At 72.3% G+C, this 15,446-nt stretch carries 17 protein-coding genes, 1 other RNA gene and 1 pseudogene; 11 read left to right on the top strand and 8 right to left on the bottom strand.

Going from position 1 to position 15,446, the window contains the following annotated elements:
• The first annotated feature begins 69 nt into the window (after window positions 1–69).
• From ACIP67_RS09395 to ACIP67_RS09405, 3 genes are read left to right on the top strand one after another with little or no spacing between them, the layout of a single operon-like run.
• Complete coding sequence (locus ACIP67_RS09395; protein WP_401689839.1) at window positions 70–918, top strand: Nif3-like dinuclear metal center hexameric protein; 849 nt, start codon at window positions 70–72, stop codon at window positions 916–918.
• Entirely contained in the window at window positions 915–1,658 is a 744-nt protein-coding gene (locus tag ACIP67_RS09400; protein ID WP_401690312.1) for a zinc ribbon domain-containing protein, read from the top strand. The genes ACIP67_RS09395 and ACIP67_RS09400 overlap by 4 nt, the downstream gene beginning before the upstream one ends.
• Before the next feature lie 12 nt (window positions 1,659–1,670).
• The gene (locus tag ACIP67_RS09405) at window positions 1,671–3,065 is read left to right on the top strand and encodes a bifunctional RNase H/acid phosphatase (protein ID WP_401689842.1); all 1,395 of its coding nucleotides are present in this window, start codon (window positions 1,671–1,673) and stop codon (window positions 3,063–3,065) included.
• A gap of 142 nt (window positions 3,066–3,207) precedes the next feature.
• On the opposite strand, the pseudogene eda reads toward ACIP67_RS09405, so the two are convergent.
• Together eda and yaaA are read right to left on the bottom strand one after the other, a co-directional pair.
• A pseudogene (gene eda, locus ACIP67_RS09410) lies at window positions 3,208–3,846 on the bottom strand (bifunctional 4-hydroxy-2-oxoglutarate aldolase/2-dehydro-3-deoxy-phosphogluconate aldolase); the annotation flags it as partial.
• Window positions 3,847–3,922: 76 nt separating this feature from the next.
• Window positions 3,923–4,705, bottom strand: a complete 783-nt coding sequence (gene yaaA, locus ACIP67_RS09415; RefSeq protein WP_401689845.1) for a peroxide stress protein YaaA — start codon at window positions 4,703–4,705, stop codon at window positions 3,923–3,925.
• A gap of 174 nt (window positions 4,706–4,879) precedes the next feature.
• Here yaaA and ACIP67_RS09420 point away from each other — a divergent pair, with 174 nt between their 5' ends.
• The 4 genes from ACIP67_RS09420 (at window position 4,880) to ACIP67_RS09435 (ending at window position 6,840) form a co-directional block, all read left to right on the top strand.
• The gene (locus ACIP67_RS09420) at window positions 4,880–5,458 is read left to right on the top strand and encodes a Uma2 family endonuclease (RefSeq protein WP_401689848.1); all 579 of its coding nucleotides are present in this window, start codon (window positions 4,880–4,882) and stop codon (window positions 5,456–5,458) included.
• A gap of 63 nt (window positions 5,459–5,521) precedes the next feature.
• Window positions 5,522–5,925: RNase P RNA component class A (gene rnpB / locus ACIP67_RS09425), an RNA gene on the top strand.
• Window positions 5,926–6,028: 103 nt separating this feature from the next.
• Window positions 6,029–6,358, top strand: coding sequence for a plasmid mobilization protein (locus ACIP67_RS09430; RefSeq protein ID WP_401689851.1), 330 nt, complete (start codon window positions 6,029–6,031; stop codon window positions 6,356–6,358).
• Window positions 6,355–6,840 (top strand): hypothetical protein, encoded by a 486-nt coding sequence (locus tag ACIP67_RS09435; RefSeq protein ID WP_401689853.1) that lies wholly within the window; start codon window positions 6,355–6,357, stop codon window positions 6,838–6,840. Before ACIP67_RS09430 ends, ACIP67_RS09435 begins: the two co-directional genes overlap by 4 nt.
• Window positions 6,841–6,993: 153 nt before the next feature.
• Here the strand turns inward: ACIP67_RS09435 and ACIP67_RS09440 are convergent, their stop codons facing one another.
• Window positions 6,994–7,461, bottom strand: coding sequence for an ATP-binding protein (locus ACIP67_RS09440; RefSeq protein WP_401689856.1), 468 nt, complete (start codon window positions 7,459–7,461; stop codon window positions 6,994–6,996).
• A 125-nt stretch (window positions 7,462–7,586) separates the two neighbouring features.
• Between ACIP67_RS09440 and ACIP67_RS09445 the strand changes: the two genes are divergently transcribed.
• Together ACIP67_RS09445 and ACIP67_RS09450 are read left to right on the top strand one after the other, a co-directional pair.
• On the top strand, window positions 7,587–8,381 hold the full coding sequence (locus ACIP67_RS09445; RefSeq protein WP_401689859.1) for a helix-turn-helix domain-containing protein: 795 nt from the start codon (window positions 7,587–7,589) through the stop codon (window positions 8,379–8,381).
• A complete protein-coding gene (locus tag ACIP67_RS09450) occupies window positions 8,374–8,598 on the top strand; it encodes a DUF397 domain-containing protein (RefSeq protein WP_401689862.1) in 225 nt (74 codons plus the stop codon). Before ACIP67_RS09445 ends, ACIP67_RS09450 begins: the two co-directional genes overlap by 8 nt.
• A gap of 3 nt (window positions 8,599–8,601) precedes the next feature.
• On the opposite strand, the gene ACIP67_RS09455 is transcribed toward ACIP67_RS09450, so the two are convergent.
• Complete coding sequence (locus ACIP67_RS09455) at window positions 8,602–8,949, bottom strand: MazG-like family protein (RefSeq protein ID WP_401689865.1); 348 nt, start codon at window positions 8,947–8,949, stop codon at window positions 8,602–8,604.
• A 21-nt stretch (window positions 8,950–8,970) separates the two neighbouring features.
• Window positions 8,971–9,516 (bottom strand): DoxX family protein, encoded by a 546-nt coding sequence (locus ACIP67_RS09460; RefSeq protein WP_401689868.1) that lies wholly within the window; start codon window positions 9,514–9,516, stop codon window positions 8,971–8,973.
• Between the two features lie 124 nt (window positions 9,517–9,640).
• Between ACIP67_RS09460 and ACIP67_RS09465 the strand changes: the two genes are divergently transcribed.
• Window positions 9,641–9,967, top strand: coding sequence for a nuclear transport factor 2 family protein (locus tag ACIP67_RS09465; RefSeq protein ID WP_401689871.1), 327 nt, complete (start codon window positions 9,641–9,643; stop codon window positions 9,965–9,967).
• Window positions 9,968–10,123: 156 nt separating this feature from the next.
• Here ACIP67_RS09465 and ACIP67_RS09470 read toward each other — a convergent pair whose 3' ends face one another.
• The 3 genes from ACIP67_RS09470 to ACIP67_RS09480 all read right to left on the bottom strand — a co-directional run bounded on the left by ACIP67_RS09470 (window position 10,124) and on the right by ACIP67_RS09480 (window position 13,659).
• Window positions 10,124–10,810 carry an ABC transporter ATP-binding protein gene (locus ACIP67_RS09470; protein ID WP_401689874.1) on the bottom strand — a complete coding sequence of 229 codons (687 nt, stop codon included), beginning with the start codon at window positions 10,808–10,810 and terminating at the stop codon, window positions 10,124–10,126.
• 44 nt (window positions 10,811–10,854) lie between these two features.
• On the bottom strand, window positions 10,855–12,324 hold the full coding sequence (locus ACIP67_RS09475; RefSeq protein ID WP_401689876.1) for an ABC transporter permease: 1,470 nt from the start codon (window positions 12,322–12,324) through the stop codon (window positions 10,855–10,857).
• Between the two features lie 561 nt (window positions 12,325–12,885).
• Complete coding sequence (locus tag ACIP67_RS09480; protein WP_401689879.1) at window positions 12,886–13,659, bottom strand: SDR family oxidoreductase; 774 nt, start codon at window positions 13,657–13,659, stop codon at window positions 12,886–12,888.
• A gap of 145 nt (window positions 13,660–13,804) precedes the next feature.
• On the opposite strand from ACIP67_RS09480, the gene ACIP67_RS09485 reads away from it, so the two are divergent.
• Window positions 13,805–15,445, top strand: coding sequence for an alkaline phosphatase D family protein (locus ACIP67_RS09485; protein WP_401689882.1), 1,641 nt, complete (start codon window positions 13,805–13,807; stop codon window positions 15,443–15,445).
• Window position 15,446: the final 1 nt, after the last annotated feature.

Here is a 15,446-nt window from a genome sequence, read left to right on the forward strand (position 1 = left end):
TCCGCCCGCCCGGCCCCCTCCACCCCGCGCCGGTGCACCCCCGAGGACCGGCCAGGTAGCCTTTTCCCCGTGCCCCGTCTGTCTGAAGTCATCGCCGCGCTGGAGAAGCTGTGGCCCGCCGAGCGGGCCGAGGCCTGGGACGCGGTCGGTACGGTCGTGGGCGACCCCGACCAGAAGATCGCGCGGGTCCTCTTCGCGGTCGACCCCGTCCAGAAGATCGTCGACGAGGCGGTGAAGCTGGACGCCGATCTGCTCGTCACCCACCATCCGCTGTACCTGCGCGGGACGACGACCGTCGCGGCGTCGACCTTCAAGGGCCGGGTCGTGCACGATCTGATCAAGAACGACATCGCGCTGCACGTCGCCCACACCAACGCCGACACCGCCGACCCGGGCGTGAGCGACGCGCTCGCCGGGGCGCTCGATCTGCGGGTCGTCCGCCCCCTCGTCCCCGACGTCTCGGACCCCGAGGGGCGGCGCGGGCTCGGGCGGGTCTGTGAGCTGGACCACCCGCTGACCGTGCGGGAGTTCGCCGCGCGGGCCGCGGAGCGGCTCCCGGCGACCGCGCAGGGACTGAGGGTGGCGGGCGATCCGGAGGCGGTCGTACGGACCGTCGCCGTGAGCGGCGGATCGGGGGACAGCCTGTTCGACCACGTGCGTGCGGCCGGCGTCGACGCCTTCCTCACCGCGGACCTGCGCCACCACCCGGCGTCCGAGTTCATGGCGGCCGGCGCCCACCGTCCCCTCGCGCTGTTCGACGCGGCGCACTGGGCCACCGAGTGGCCCTGGTGCGAGCTGGCCGCCGCCCAGCTCGACGAGATCTCCGACCGGAACGGATGGGGCCTGCGGGTCCACGTCTCCACGACGGTCACCGACCCCTGGACCCTTCACTCCCCCTCACCTGGAGCCCCCAACTGAACGCCGCGCCCGCCGACCAGATCCGACTCCTCGACGTCCAGGCCCTCGACGTCCGCCTGCAGCAGCTCGCGCACAAGCGGAGGTCGCTGCCCGAGCATGCCGAGATCGAGTCGCTGACCAAGGATCTGACGCAGCTGCGCGACCTGCTCGTGGCCGCGCAGACCGAGGAGAGCGACACCGCCCGCGAGCAGACCAAGGCCGAGCAGGACGTGGACCAGGTGCGTCAGCGCGCCGCCCGCGACCAGCAGCGGCTCGACTCCGGCGCCGTCACCTCCCCGAAGGACCTGGAGAACCTCCAGCGGGAGATCGTCTCCCTCGCCAAGCGCCAGGGTGACCTGGAGGACGTCGTCCTGGAGGTCATGGAGCGCCGTGAGGCCGCCCAGGAGCGGGTCGCCGAGCTGACGGAGCGGGTCTCCTCCGTCCAGACGAAGATCGACGACGCGACCGCCCGCCGGGACGCCGCGTTCGAGGAGATCGACGGCGAGACCGCCACGGTGACGAAGGAGCGCGAGGTCGTCGCCGGCGCCGTCCCGGCCGATCTGCTCAAGCTCTACGACAAGCTGCGCGGGCAGCAGGGCGGCATCGGCGCGGCCAAGCTGTACGCGCGCTCCTGCCAGGGCTGCCGCCAGGAACTCGCCATCACCGAGCTGAGCGAGATCCGCAAGGCCGCGCCCGACACCGTCGTACGGTGCGAGAACTGCGGCCGGATCCTGGTGCGCACCTCCGAGTCCGGGCTGTAAGGGGCTGACGGAGTGCGGGAGTTCATCGTCGAGGCCGACGGCGGGTCGCGCGGCAACCCGGGACCCGCGGGCTACGGCAGCGTCGTGATCGACGCGGCGACGGGGGAGACGCTCGCCGAGCGCGCCGAGTACATCGGCGTCGCCACCAACAACGTGGCCGAGTACCGCGGGCTGCTGGCCGGACTGCGCGCCGCCCGCGAACTCGACCCGTCGGCCCCGGTGCGCGTCCGGATGGACTCCAAGCTGGTCGTCGAGCAGATGTCGGGGCGCTGGAAGATCAAGCACCCCGACATGAAGCCGCTGGCCGCGGAGGCGTCCCGCGTCCTCCCGCCCGGCCAGGTCACCTACGAGTGGATCCCGCGCGAACGCAACAAGCACGCCGACCGGCTGGCCAACGAGGCGATGGACGCGGGCAAGCGGGGCGAGCAGTGGGACCCCGGGGCGTCCCGGGCCGCCCTGGACGCCCCGGCGCGGCCGGCCGCCACCGCGGCGGCGCCCGAGCCGTCCGGTCCGCCCGGGGACGCGGCCGCGGGGGCGGCCAGGGCCCGTGCGGCACTGGCCGAGGCGCGTCCGACGACGGCCACCACCCCCGCTCCCACACCGGGCGCGAAGGCCGACGACCGCCGTGCCGCCCGCACCGTGGCCACCCCCGCCCCCACCCTGCCCGCCGCTGCCGCGACGCAGGCCGCCTCCGCCTCCGCTTCAGCCTCCGCTTCCGCCTCTGGCTCCGCTTCCGCCTCCGCGCAGCCGTCCGTCGGCTGGGGCTCGGCGCCCGACCTCGGAGCGCCGGCCACCTTCGTCCTGCTGCGGCACGGAGAGACCCCCCTCACCCCCGAGAAGCGTTTCTCCGGCAGCGGCGGCACCGACCCCTCCCTCTCCGGCATCGGCCGGGAGCAGGCCGAACGGGTCGCCGCCGCCCTCGCCCGGCGCGGCACCGTCCAGCACATCGTCGCCTCCCCGCTCGCCCGCACCCGGGAGACCGCGGCGGCCGTCGCCGCCCGGCTGGGGCTGGAGGTCACCGTCGACGACGGGCTGCGCGAGACGGACTTCGGAGCCTGGGAGGGGCTGACGTTCGGCGAGGTCCGCGAACGCCACCCCGACGACCTGAACGCCTGGCTGGCGGACCCGGAGGCCGAACCCACCGGCGGCGGCGAGAGCTTCGCGGCGACCGCCACCCGGATCGCCGCCACCCGCGACAAACTGGTCGCGGCGTACGCGGGCCGCACCGTGCTGCTGGTCACCCACGTCACCCCGATCAAGACCCTCGTACGGCTCGCGCTGGGCGCGCCGCCGGAGTCTTTGTTCCGGATGGAGCTGTCGGCGGCCTCGCTGTCGGTCGTGGCGTACTACGCGGACGGCAACGCCAGCCTCCGCCTCCTCAACGACACGTCCCACCTGCGTCCCTGAGGGGTGCGGCGGCATCCCCTAGGGGTGCGGCGGTATCCCCCAGGGGTGCGGCGGCATCCCCTAGGGGTGCGGCAGCGTCCCTGAGGCGGGCGGCGGTGTCCCCCAGGGGTGCGGCAGCGTCCCCGAGGCAAGCGGCGGTATCCCCGAGGCGGGCGGCGGCCCGCGCCAGCTCCTCGATCCGCCCCCAGTCCCGGGCCGCCACCGCGTCCGCCGGAACCATCCAACTCCCGCCTACGCAGCCGACGTTGGGCAGCGCCAAGTACTCCGCGGCGTTGTCCGGGCCGATCCCGCCCGTCGGACAGAACCGGACCTGTGGGAGCGGCCCGGCCAGGGACCCGAGATACGCCGTCCCCCCGGCCGCCTGCGCCGGGAAGAACTTCATCTCCCGCACCCCGCGCTCCAGCAGCGCCACGACCTCCGACGTGGTCGACACCCCGGGCAGGAACGGGAGCCCGGACGCGCGCATCGCCGCCAGCAGGGCCTCCGTCCAGCCGGGGCTCACCAGGAACCGCGCGCCCGCCGCCCGGCACCGCGTCACCTGCTCCGGCGTGATCACCGTCCCCGCCCCGACGACCGCCTCGGGCACGGCGCCGGCGATCTCCCGGATCACGTCGAGCGCGGCGGGCGTGCGCAGCGTCACCTCGACGACCGGCAGCCCGCCCGCGACCAGCGCCCGCGCCAGCGGTACGGCGTCGGCGGCGTCCCGCAGGACCACGACGGGCACGACGGGGGCGAGACCCAGGACCGAGGCAGCCGAAGGGGAGGGCAGCAGTGAGGTCATGCGCCTCATCCTGCCCCCGGCGCGCAACACGCGCAAAGGTCATTGCACATGATGCAACGACGAACGCCGCCGTCGACTAGTGAACCTGCTCCACCAGCACGTCCAGCGTCCAGACGGCCCCCGCCCGCGCCGGGGCCTTCTCCTCCACCACGTAGCCGAGGTCGCGCAGCGCGACCACCAGTTCGCCGGGACCCTTGGGGGCGATCCCCGCCGTCAGCAGACTCCGTACGATCCGCCCCTTGGTCGCCTTGTTGAAGTGGCTGACCACCTTCCGGGTCGGCGCGTGCAGCACCCGCACGCTCGCCGTCCGCCCGGCCACCTCGCCCTTCGGCTTCCACGCCGCCGCGTACGCCGCCGACCGCAGGTCCAGCACCAGCCCGTCCCCGGCCGCCTCGGGCAGCACGTCCGCCATCGGCACCCGCCAGTGGGCGCCCAGCGCCCCCAGCCCGGGCAGCTTCACCCCGATCGAGCAGCGGTACGACGGGATCCGGTCCGTCACCCGGACCGCCCCCCACAACCCCGAGAACACCAGCAGCGACCCGGCCGCCCGCTCCTTCGCCGCCGCGTCCAGCGAGGCGAGGTCCAGCGCGTCGTACAGCACACCCGTGTAGATCTCGCCGGCCGGCCGCGCGCCCGCCGTGCGCAGCGCCGCGTTCTTGGCGACCTCACCGCGCAGCCCCTCGCTCAGCCCGAGCACCTCGCGCGCCTTGTCCTCGTCCCCCGCGCACAGCTCGGCCAGCTCGGCCAGCACGGCCTCCCGCGCGGCGGCGAGCCCCGGCAGGGACAGCGACGCCGGCTCCAGCGGTGCGCCACCACCGGACGCGGCCTTTCCTTCGGACGGGGGCAGCAGGACGAGCACGCGCGTTTCTCCTTCGTAGGGGGCTCCGCGCCAGCGTACTGGGGCGCCCCGGGCGAGCCGTGCCCCGACGGTGGCGGTGATCATGTGCCACGATCGAGGGAAGGGTTCCCGATCTCACGGACAGGTGATCCGGCGATGTCCGAGTCTGGCGAGCGACCGAAGGAGGGGCGTGACATGACCGCCATGGCCCACGAGCCGCTCACGCAGGAAGAGGTCCTGCTGGAGGGCTTTCTCGCCCTGGACACCCCGGAAGGTTTCCGGGCGGAGCTCGTCGAGGGGGAGATCGTTGTGACACCGCCGCCGGACGGGGATCACGAGCACTACATCAGCCGGATCGTGCGGCAGACGATCAAGTGGTCACGGACCGAGATGGATTTCTCCGGCAACAAGGGACTGAAACTGAAGAAGGCGGAGGGCTGCCCCAAGGACCACGTGATCCCGGACGGCACGTTGGCTCCGGCGGCGCTGCAACTGTATCGAGGCGCGGACTCGTGGATGCCCTGCCAGGGCGTCGCCCTGGTGCTGGAGGTGACCTCCACCAAACCCAGGGCCGACCGGGAGGTCAAGCGTCGCTGCTACGCCCGCGCCGCCATCCCGTTCTACTTGCTCGTAGACCGTGACATCTCCGAGATCACGCTGCTCAGCGATCCCAAGCAGGACGACTACCGCCGGCGCTGCACCGTCCCCTTCGGAAAGCCCCTCACCCTCCCCGAGCCTTTCGCCTTCGACCTGGACACCAGCGACTTCCTCTGAGCCGCGGACCCGGCCGCCGCACCCGGGACGGCGCACGCCCGGTACCATGGTCCACACGGCAGACGAGCCGGGCGGACGGCCGCGTGGAGCCCTCTAGGGGGCTTCCCGAGGAACGTCCGGGCTCCACAGGGCAAGGTGGTGGCTAACGGCCACCCGGGGTGACCCGCGGGACAGTGCCACAGAAAACAGACCGCCGGGGACCTCGGTCCTCGGTAAGGGTGAAACGGTGGTGTAAGAGACCACCAGTGCCCAGGGTGACCTGGGCAGCTAGGTAAACCCCACCCGGAGCAAGGTCAAAAGGAGCGCCGTCACAAGCGCTCTGCGCGGACGTTCGAGGGCTGCCCGCCCGAGTCCGCGGGTAGACCGCACGAGGCCGGCGGCAACGCCGGTCCTAGATGGATGGCCGTCTCCCCGGCCGCCGCGAGGCGACCGGGCGACAGAACCCGGCGTACAGCCCGACTCGTCTGCCAGCCTCTTCATGCCATGCCATGCCATGCCATGTCGTGAACGGGCCGGTTGCCCGTCTCCACCGCACTCGCAGTGCCGTCATACGCGTATTACGATGCTTTCGTGGCCAAAGCGCGCATCACCATCAGCTTGGAGCAGGACCAGGCCGAACGCATCAGGCAGCACGCGGAACGGGCAGGCATGGACGTCTCGGCCTACCTGGTGCATGCCGCGACGCGCCAGATGGCCGAGAGCGATGCCATAGAGGAACAGTTCGCCGAGGTGGACGCACTCATCGCCCGGGCGGAGCAGGCAGCGGACGGGCTGCCCGCCGAACCCGCCCCGGGACCGGCCGCGGACCTCACCGAGCAGGAACGCCACGAGGTCGAGGAAGCCCTCGGGCTCGTCCACGGCCGGGACCGGCAAGGCCGCCGTCCGGGGCACGCCGCGTGAGCGCACGGGTGCCGGTCTACGACACCGGCATGCTCATCGCACTCGCCGACCGCAAGGCGAAGGCGGTGGCCCTCCACGAGGGACTGCGCACGGTCCCGCACCGGGCGCTGGTGCTCGGACCGGTCCTCGCCCAGGTGTGGCGCCCCCAGCCGGCGCTGGTGCATGCCCTGTCCGGCGTACTGAAGGACTGCACGGTCCCTCAGGCCCGTACGTCCGAGCCGCCCATGCGCGAGACGAAGGCGGGTCGTCCGGAGTGCCTGGCCTGTGCGACGGGCCCGGACCTCGCGGACTGGCGGCGCATCGGCACCGCTCTGGGGCGGGCGGCCCTGCCGGCGAAGAAGCGGCCGGACGCGGTGGACGCCTGGGTGGCCCTGGCGGCCGCCCGGCACGGCAGCGCGGTGATCTTCACCACCGATCCGGGGGACATCCAGGCCTACCTGACGGTCCTCGCGCCGACGGACGTACACGTGGTTGCCGTCTGACGATGGCCGTGGGGCTGGAAGCGGGCACTCGTCGGTAGTTCAGCCGCCACCGACAACAGGCAATGATCACGAAGCGGCTGGTGTGATCAGGGCGTCAGAGCCGTCAGGAACAGTGTGCTGCCGTGCGGGCACCCCTCCTGGAGGCCGGCTTCGTCATCGGGACACGTCGGCCCACACGGTCTTGGTGAAGCCGTCGCCCGTCTCGCAACCCCAGCGCGTGGCGAAGGCGTCGACCAGGAGCAGGCCGCGGCCGTTCGTCGCCGTGTCCGGGGGTGGCGAGGCGGCAGGGGCCGTGCCGTCGGGGACCGGTGGCAGGCGGTCCGGGCGGGTGTCGCCGACCTCGACGCGGGCTCGCGCCGGGGAGAGGGAGAGGCATACCTCGAAGTCCCGGCCGGGGGTGCGGCCGTGCGTGACGGCGTTCGCGGCGAGTTCGGCGGTGATGGCGGCTACGGCCCGTGCGACGGGATCGGTGCGGGGGAGGCCCCACTCCTCGAACTGCCGCTCCACGAGGAGGCGTGCGAGACGCGCACCTCGACGGGTGGAGCTGAGCTGGGCCCTGAAATGGAGTTCGGGGGCGGGTGTGGGTGTGGGAGCGGAAGCGGTTGCGGGGGAGGGCAGCACGTTCGTCGGACTCCGGTCGGTCGGTGGGCATCGCTGTGTAGCGATCCGCTTACAGAGTGAGACGAAGCGGCTACGCTCGCCAGAGGTCAGCAGGTGACATCGCTTCTGTCGCGCGGGAGATGACGTTGAGCAACATCTACGGTGAGTGGTTGAAGGCCCAGCGGGAGGCGGCCGGACTGACGCAGCAGGAGCTCGCGGACCAGGCCATCATGACCCGTTCGCACATCTCGCACATCGAGGCCGGCCGCCGCATCCCGTCCAAGGAGGACGCGCGACGGCTGGACCGGGCACTGAACACCGGGGACGTGCTGAGCAGCTTCCTGCCGGACGGGGGCGCGGCGGTCGCGGAGTACTTCGAGGCGGCCCGGCTGCTCGAACAACAGGCGACCGAGATCCGCGAGTTCGCGCCGTCCTTCGTCCCGGGCATCCTCCAGACCGAGGCGTACGCGCGTGCGGTGCTGAGCACGTCCTACCCTTCCGTGAGCGACGAGGAGTGCGACAGGCTCGTCGTCACACGCCTCGACCGCGCCAAGATCCTCGACGACGAGGCCAGGCCGACCGTCTGGGCGCTGCTCGACGAGTCCGTGCTGCGTCGTGTCGTGGGCAGTCGCGAGATCATGGCCGAACAGATCACGCACCTGGTCCGGCTCGTGGAGCGCCGACGTGTGCGCGTGCACGTGATGCCCTACGACGTCGGGGCGTACCAGCTCCTCCAGAGCCTGCTCACCCTGATGTGGTTCGAGGACCAGCCGCCGGTCGCGTACTCGGAGGGCGTCCAGGTCGGCAAGGTGCACGACTCTCCGGCCGTGGTCACACGCCTTCAAGGCGTCTACGCTCTGGCACTGACCGACGCACTGTCGCTGAAGGAGTCGTTGGGCATGATGCGGGCGATAGCAGAGGACCACGGACGCCGTGACTGAGCACACCATCCCGGACAGCTCCGCGTTGCGAGGCTGGCGCACGTCGTCGTACAGCGGTCCCGAAGGCGGCAGTTGCGTCGAAGTGCTCGACGGTTACCGGGCGGGCGTCCCCGTCCGGGACTCCAAGTCGCCCGCCGGGCCCGCGCTGGTGTTCTCGGCAGCCGGTTGGTCGGCGTTCGTCATGGCGGTGGGGACCGGCGGCCTCCCGGGGGCCTGAGGTTCAGCCCAGCGACCTCTTCGCCACCCGGCGCAGATGCTGCCCGAACACCTCCCGGGCGTCCGGTGTCAGCGTTCGCAGGGCCACCAGGGCCGTGATGACGACGTCGCAGAGTTCGGCCTCGACGTCCTGCCAGGTGTGGCTGGTGCCCTTGCGGGGGTTCTGGCCGGTCGCGCCGATGACCGCCTGGGCTGCCTCGCCGACCTCCTCGGAGAGTTTCAGCATGCACAGCGTCAGGCCCTCCCGGCCGGTGAGCGGCTGATCGGCGTCCAGCCAGGCCCACAGGGCGTCGACGGTCGCCCAGAGGTCGGGGGGAACGGGCGCCGGTGCGTGCGGGGTGCTGTCGTTCATGCGTGCAGCCTGCCCCGGCGGTCACTCCTCGAACAACGTCTCCTGCTCGCCCTCCCGCCGGCGCCGCAGCCGTCGGGTGCGCAGGCCCACGACCACCGCTGTGGTCGCCGCCGCCACCGCGAGGGCCGTCGGGACCATCCAGCCGCGGTTGACGGCGTGGCCGAGGGCGTGGTCGAGGGAGAGGCGGCCGGGGCCGGTGATGGCGAGGGACGCGCCGGTGAGGCCGAGGGCCGCCGCGTACTCGTAGCCGCCCTCTTGGGCGAAGAAGCCGTTCGGTACGTGCACCGCGGCCGCGCCCGCCATCGCGCCGGCCGCCGCCGCGCCCGCCGCCGGGGTGGCCAGGCCCAGCGCCAGCAGCGCACCGCCGCCGGTCTCCGCCAGGCCCGACGCCGTCGCGCTCGCCCGGCCCGGTGCGTAGCCGACGGACTCCATGAACTGGCCTGTGCCCTCCAGGCCGTGTCCGCCGAACCAGCCGAACAGCTTCTGCGTGCCGTGGGCCATCAGCACTCCGCCGGTGCCCAGCCGGAGCAGCAGCAGGCCCAGATCACGTCGGTCGAGACAGGTCACAACAACTCCTGGAGCGGACGGAAGGGGTGATGGCCGTTCCACCGTCGCATTCCTCGGGCCGCACCGCCCCGTCCGGGCGCCGTTCGGGTGGCGGGGTGCGGAGGGCGGTGTGAAGGTGAGCCGTATGACGATCCAGACCGGAAGACTCACCGACCCGGCCGTCCGGGCCTTCGTCTCCGCGGTGAACGCGCATGACCGGGAGGCCTTCATGCGTCTGCTCACGGCCGACGCGACCATGGCGGACGACGGAGTGGACCACGACCTCGCCGAGTGGACCGAACGGGAGATCTTCTCCTCCCACGGTCACCTGGAGGTCGACAACGAGTCCGGTGGCGGCCGGGTCCTCCTCGCCCGCCACAGCAACGACACCTGGGGCGAGATGCGCACCAAGTGGCGGTTCGTGGTGGAGGACGACGGGCGGATCTCCCGGTTCGAGACCGGGCAGGCGTAGCCGCCGGGCCGGTGCGGCCTCCGGAGGGCGGGGACACGTGTGAACGCACGCGAACGCGCACGGGCCGCCCACGGCCCGGCAGTCGGCCGGGGTCGGCCGGCTGCTCGGGCGGTGAGCGGCCCGTGGTGAGGTCGTGTCAGGGACCGACCGGGAGGGTCAGCGGCTGACCGCCTGCTCCTTCAGCGTCAGCCGCCCGGCCTTGATGGTGGCCAGGCGCGGGGCGCGGCGGGCGATGGACGAGTCGTGGGTGACCATGATGAACGTCAGCCCGTACTCCTGCCACAGCCCTTCCAGCAGGGTCATGATGTCGTCGCGGGTGCCCTCGTCGAGGTTGCCGGTGGGCTCGTCGGCGAGGAGGACCTTCGGCTTCTTCACCAGCGCGCGGGCGATGGCCACGCGCTGCTGCTGGCCACCGGACATCTCGGACGGGACGTGCGACAGCCGCTCGCCCAGGCCGACCGACCGGAGCGCCTCCGCCGCGCGCTCGCGCCGCTCGGCCGGCTTCACGCCGAGCGGCACCAGGGCCGTCTCGACGTTCTCCTGGGCGGTCAGGGTGGGGATGAGGTTGAACGCCTGGAAGATGATGCCGATGTTCTCGGCGCGCACCCGGGTCAGCTTCGCCTCGCCGAGGCGGGCCAGGTCGACGCCGTCGAGTTCGACGCTTCCCTCGGACGGTCGGTCCAGGGCGCCGATCATCTGGAGCAGCGTGGACTTGCCGCCGCCGGTGGGACCCTGGATGACGAGCTGGTCGCCGTCCTCGATGGTGAGGTCGATGCCGCGCAGCGCCTCGACCGTCTCCTTGCCCCGCGTGTAGCGCTTGGTCACGCCGGTGAGCTTGTACATGGATTTCTCCGTGATCCGTAATCCGTGAGGGAGGTGGCGGCCGGTCAGGAAACGCTGCGCAGGGCGTCCGCCGGGCGCATCCGGGAGGCGCGCCAGCCGCCCATGGCACCGGCGATGAGACCGCCGGCGACCGCCAGGCCGACCGCGAGCGCGATGGTGGTGAGGGAGACGGGCGCGGAGAGCGCGATCTCCAGGGTGTTGGCGGCCGACTGGCCGCCGCCCCCGCCGCCCGGGCCGCCGCCCATGCCGCCGCCGCCCATGCCGCCACCGGTGTTGCCGAGCTCGGCCGTCAGCGTCGGGCTGATCGCCGTCACCGTGTACGCCGCCGCCAGGCCGAGGCCGATGCCGAGGACACCGCCGAGGAGGCCGTTGACGATGGACTCGCCGACCACCTGCCGGGTCACCCGGCGGCTCGTCCAGCCCAGCGCCTTCAGCGTGCCGAACTCGCGCACCCGGCGGGACACCGCGGAGGAGGTCAGCAGCGCGGCGACCAGGAACGCGGCCACGAGCACGGCGATGGACAGCCACTTGCCGACGCCGGCCGCCAGGTTCGAGGCGGTGGAGAGGGAGCCGGAGACCGTGTCCGCGAGGTCGGCGGAGGTCGTCACCGTCGTACCGGAGATGTTCTTCTGGATCGCCGCCTTGACGGTGTCGATCTTCTTCGAGTCGGTCGCCTTGACGTAGATCGTGGTGACCTGGTCGGCGGCGTCGGCGAGGGTCTGCGCCTGCTTCAGCGGCAGGTAGACGTCCGTGGTGGACTCGCTGCTGTCGGGCGTCGCGACGCCGATGACCTTGTACTTGGTGCCGGAGATGGTCAGCGTGGAGCCGACCTTGTAGGAGTTCTCCTTGGCGTACGAGGCGCTGACGAGCGCGACCGCGGCATTGGCCTGCGCCGACGTGAAGGTCTTGCCGGAGGTGATCTCCGTGCCGGCCAGCGGGCCGAGGTCCTGGTCGGTGACGTCGACACCCGCCACGGAGTACGAGTTGACGTCGAAGGAGGCGCCGCCGCCCTGGACCTGCGGGGCCGCGGTGCTGTTGCCGCCGCTGCCGCCCGGGCCGCCCTGGCCCTGCGACTGGCCGCCGGAGGAGCTCTGCGCCTCGCCCCGGGTGAAGGAGCCGTCGACCTTGGTGACGTTCAGGGTGAGCGCGCCGACCGCGGCCGCCACGCCCTTCTGCTTCGCGACCTTCGTCACGAGCGACGACTTCAGGGCCTGACCTCCCTGCGTCATCACGCGGTCCGAGCTCTGCTCCTCGTCCTCGTCGGAGGAGGCGTCGAACTCGAATCTGGGACCCTGGGAGCTGTTTCCGGTGGGCGCCGTTCGTGCCTTGGTGACGGTCATGTCGGTGCCGAGGCCGTACAGCGACTGCAGGACCTTGTCCTGTGCCTGCGTCATGCCGGCCGACACCGAGTTGACGGTGATGACCAGCGCGATACCGAGCGCCAGACCCAGTGCGATGACCAGGGCCGCCTTCTTGCGCCGACCCAGCTCGCGCTTGAGATAGATGCCAAACATCCCGTTCCTCATGAGGTTCTTGGCGCCCGCTGTGGGCGCGGCATCAAATTAGGGAGAAACCTTTGAGTCGGCATGGGTAAAGGATGTGCATGGCCTGGGAATACCGGGGTATGGGATGAGAATTCCCTGAGCGTGCCCGAAGTGCCCCGAGGGGGCCCGAAGTGCCCCTGTGGCGCGGGCGGGTGCCCCGGTGTGCGGCAGCCGTTCCACGGTCCGGTGCGTACCCCGCGGCTCCGCGCAGGGTCCACCCCCACCCGGCGCCGTGGAACGGCTGCCCCTCCCCCCTCGATGTGGCTCGGTGGAACGCTCGTGCCTCACATGTGAACGTTCGGTGGAGGTGGGTCGAGCATAAGTCCGCTACCGGGCGCAATGGGGTGGAAGGGGAAGATCCGCTTGTGCAGGTCGACGGGACGGGGTGACGGGACGGGTCGATGAGACGGGTCGATGAGACGGGTGAGAGGCGGGTCGACGGGACGGGGCGGTGAGGCGGGTCGACGGGACGGGTCGGTGAGGTGGGTCGACGAGGCAGGTCGGTGAGGTGACGGTCTGTCGGGCGAGCGGTCAGCCCCGGCCCACGTACGGCATCGCCGTCGCCAGGACCGTCGCGAACTGCACGTTCGCCTCCAGCGGCAGCTCCGCCATGTGCCGCACGGTGCGGGCCACGTCGGCGACGTCCATCACCGGCTCCGGCACGGTCCTCCCGTCGGCCTGGAGCGCGCCCGTCGCCATCCGGGCCGTCATGTCGGTCGCCGCGTTGCCGATGTCGATCTGCCCGACCGCGATGCGGTACGGCCGCCCGTCCAGCGACAGCGACTTGGTGAGGCCGGTCAGGGCGTGCTTGGTCGCCGTGTAGGCGACGGAGTGCGGACGGGGCGTGTGGGCCGAGATCGAGCCGTTGTTGATGATCCGTCCGCCCTGCGGTGCCTGCTCCTTCATCTGCCGGTACGCCGCCTGCGCGCACAGGAACGCCCCGTTGAGGTTGGTGTCCACCACGTGCCGCCAGGCGTCGTAGGGGAGGTCCTCGACGGGCACGCCGCCGGGGCCGAACGTGCCCGCGTTGTTGAACAGCAGGTCGAGCCGGCCGAACCGGGCGCGCACGGCGGCGAACAGGGCCGCCACGTCGTCGGGGCGCGAGACGTCCGTCCGTACGGTGAGCGGCTCGGTCTCGGGCGCGGCCAGTGCGGCCGTCTCCGCCAGGGTCTCGGCGCGGCGGCCCGTCAGGACCACCGACCAGCCCGTGCGCAGCAGTTCCACGGCCACGGCGCGGCCGATGCCGGAACCGGCGCCGGTGACCACGGCGATCTTCGACTGTACGTCAGTTCGCTCGGCGTTCATGGGCCCGCAGCGTACGGCAGGGCCCGCGACACGGAATGCTTCCGTCCGCCACCCGACTGTTGTCCACGCGCCCCTCCGGCGTCTTCCCCGGGTCGTCCCCGGCCACTCCAATGCCTCCTGCATCCATTTTTTGGGGAGGACCGGAATGACACCCGCAGCTCGCCCGTCCCAGCACGCCCCCGAACTCCGCGCCGCCGCCCGCCACATCGGCCGCCGCCGCTTCCTCACCGTCACCGGAGCGGCCGCCGCCCTCGCCTTCGCGGTCAACCTGCCCGCCGCAGGCGCGGCGGCCGCCGCCGAACTCGACCCCGCCCGGATCGCCGACGACCCCTTCACCCTCGGGGTGGCCTCCGGCGACCCGCTGCCCGGCTCCGTGCTCCTGTGGACCCGCCTCGCCCCGGCCCCCTACCAGCCCGACGGCGGCCTGCCCGCGGAACGCGTCACCGTCCGCTGGGAACTGGCCCACGACGAGCACTTCCGACGGGCCGTCAGACGCGGCACGGCCACCGCCCACCCCGAGTTCCACCACACCGTCCACGTCGAGGTCGGCCACCTGGACCCCGACCGCGTCTTCTACTACCGCTTCCGCGTGGGCGACTGGACCAGCCCGACCGGCCGCACCCGCACCGCGCCCGCCACCCGCTCCCGCGCCGCGGGCCTGAAACTCGCCGCCGTCTCCTGCCAGGCCTACGCCGACGGCTACTACACCGCGTACGGCCACCTCGCCCAGGACGACGTCGACGTCGTCTTCCACCTCGGCGACTACCTCTACGAGTACGCGGTCAACGCGGTCGGCAACTACCGCAACTACACCGACCGCACGCTTCCCGACCTGTTCAACCACGAGACGGTGACCCTGGAGGACTACCGCCTGCGGTACGCCCTCTACAAGTCCGACCCCGACCTGATGGCCGCGCACGCCGCGCACCCCTTCGTCGTCACCTGGGACGACCACGAGACCGAGAACAACTACGCCGGCGACACCCCCGAGAACACCGTCCCGCCGGAGGAGTTCCTGCTGCGCCGCGCCTCCGCCTACCGCGCCTACTGGGAGAACCAGCCGCTGCGCCGCCCCCAGCTCCCCGACGGCTCCGACATGCGGCTCTACCGCCGCCTCCACTGGGGCGACCTCGCCCAGTTCGACGTCCTCGACACCCGCCAGTACCGCTCCGACCAGGCCTACGGCGACGGCGCCCAGCTCCCCGGCCCCGACATCGACGACCCGTCCCGCACCATGACCGGCGCCACGCAGGAGCGCTGGCTGCTCGACGGCTGGAGCACGTCACGGGCGCTGTGGAACGTCGTACCGCAGCAGGTCACCTTCTCGCAGCGGAAGCTGGACCTGAACCCGGTCGCCAAGCTGTCGATGGACGCCTGGGACGGCTACCGCGCCTCCCGCCGCCGCGTCCTGGACGGCGCGGGGGCCGCCGGCGTCGACAACCTCATGGTCCTCACCGGTGACGTGCACGTCGGGTACGCCTTCGACATCAAGGACGACTTCGACGACCCGGCGTCCCGGACGCTGGGCACGGAGATCGTGGCCACCTCGATCGCCAGCGGCCGCGACGGCTCCGAGAAGCCCGCCAACTGGGCCACCTACACGGCCGCCAACCCGCACCTGAAGTTCTACAACGGGCGGCGCGGCTACGTCACCGTGGACCTCGGCCGCGACCTCGCCCGCGCCGACTTCAAGACCGTCCCCTACGTCACCCGCACGGGCGCGCCGCTCACCACCGCCGCGTCCTTCGTCACCGAGGTGGGCGACCAGGGACTCAAGCCGGCCTGAC

The organism is Streptomyces sp. NPDC088812 (assembly GCF_044750285.1).
Classification (GTDB): Bacteria; Actinomycetota; Actinomycetes; order Streptomycetales; family Streptomycetaceae; genus Streptomyces.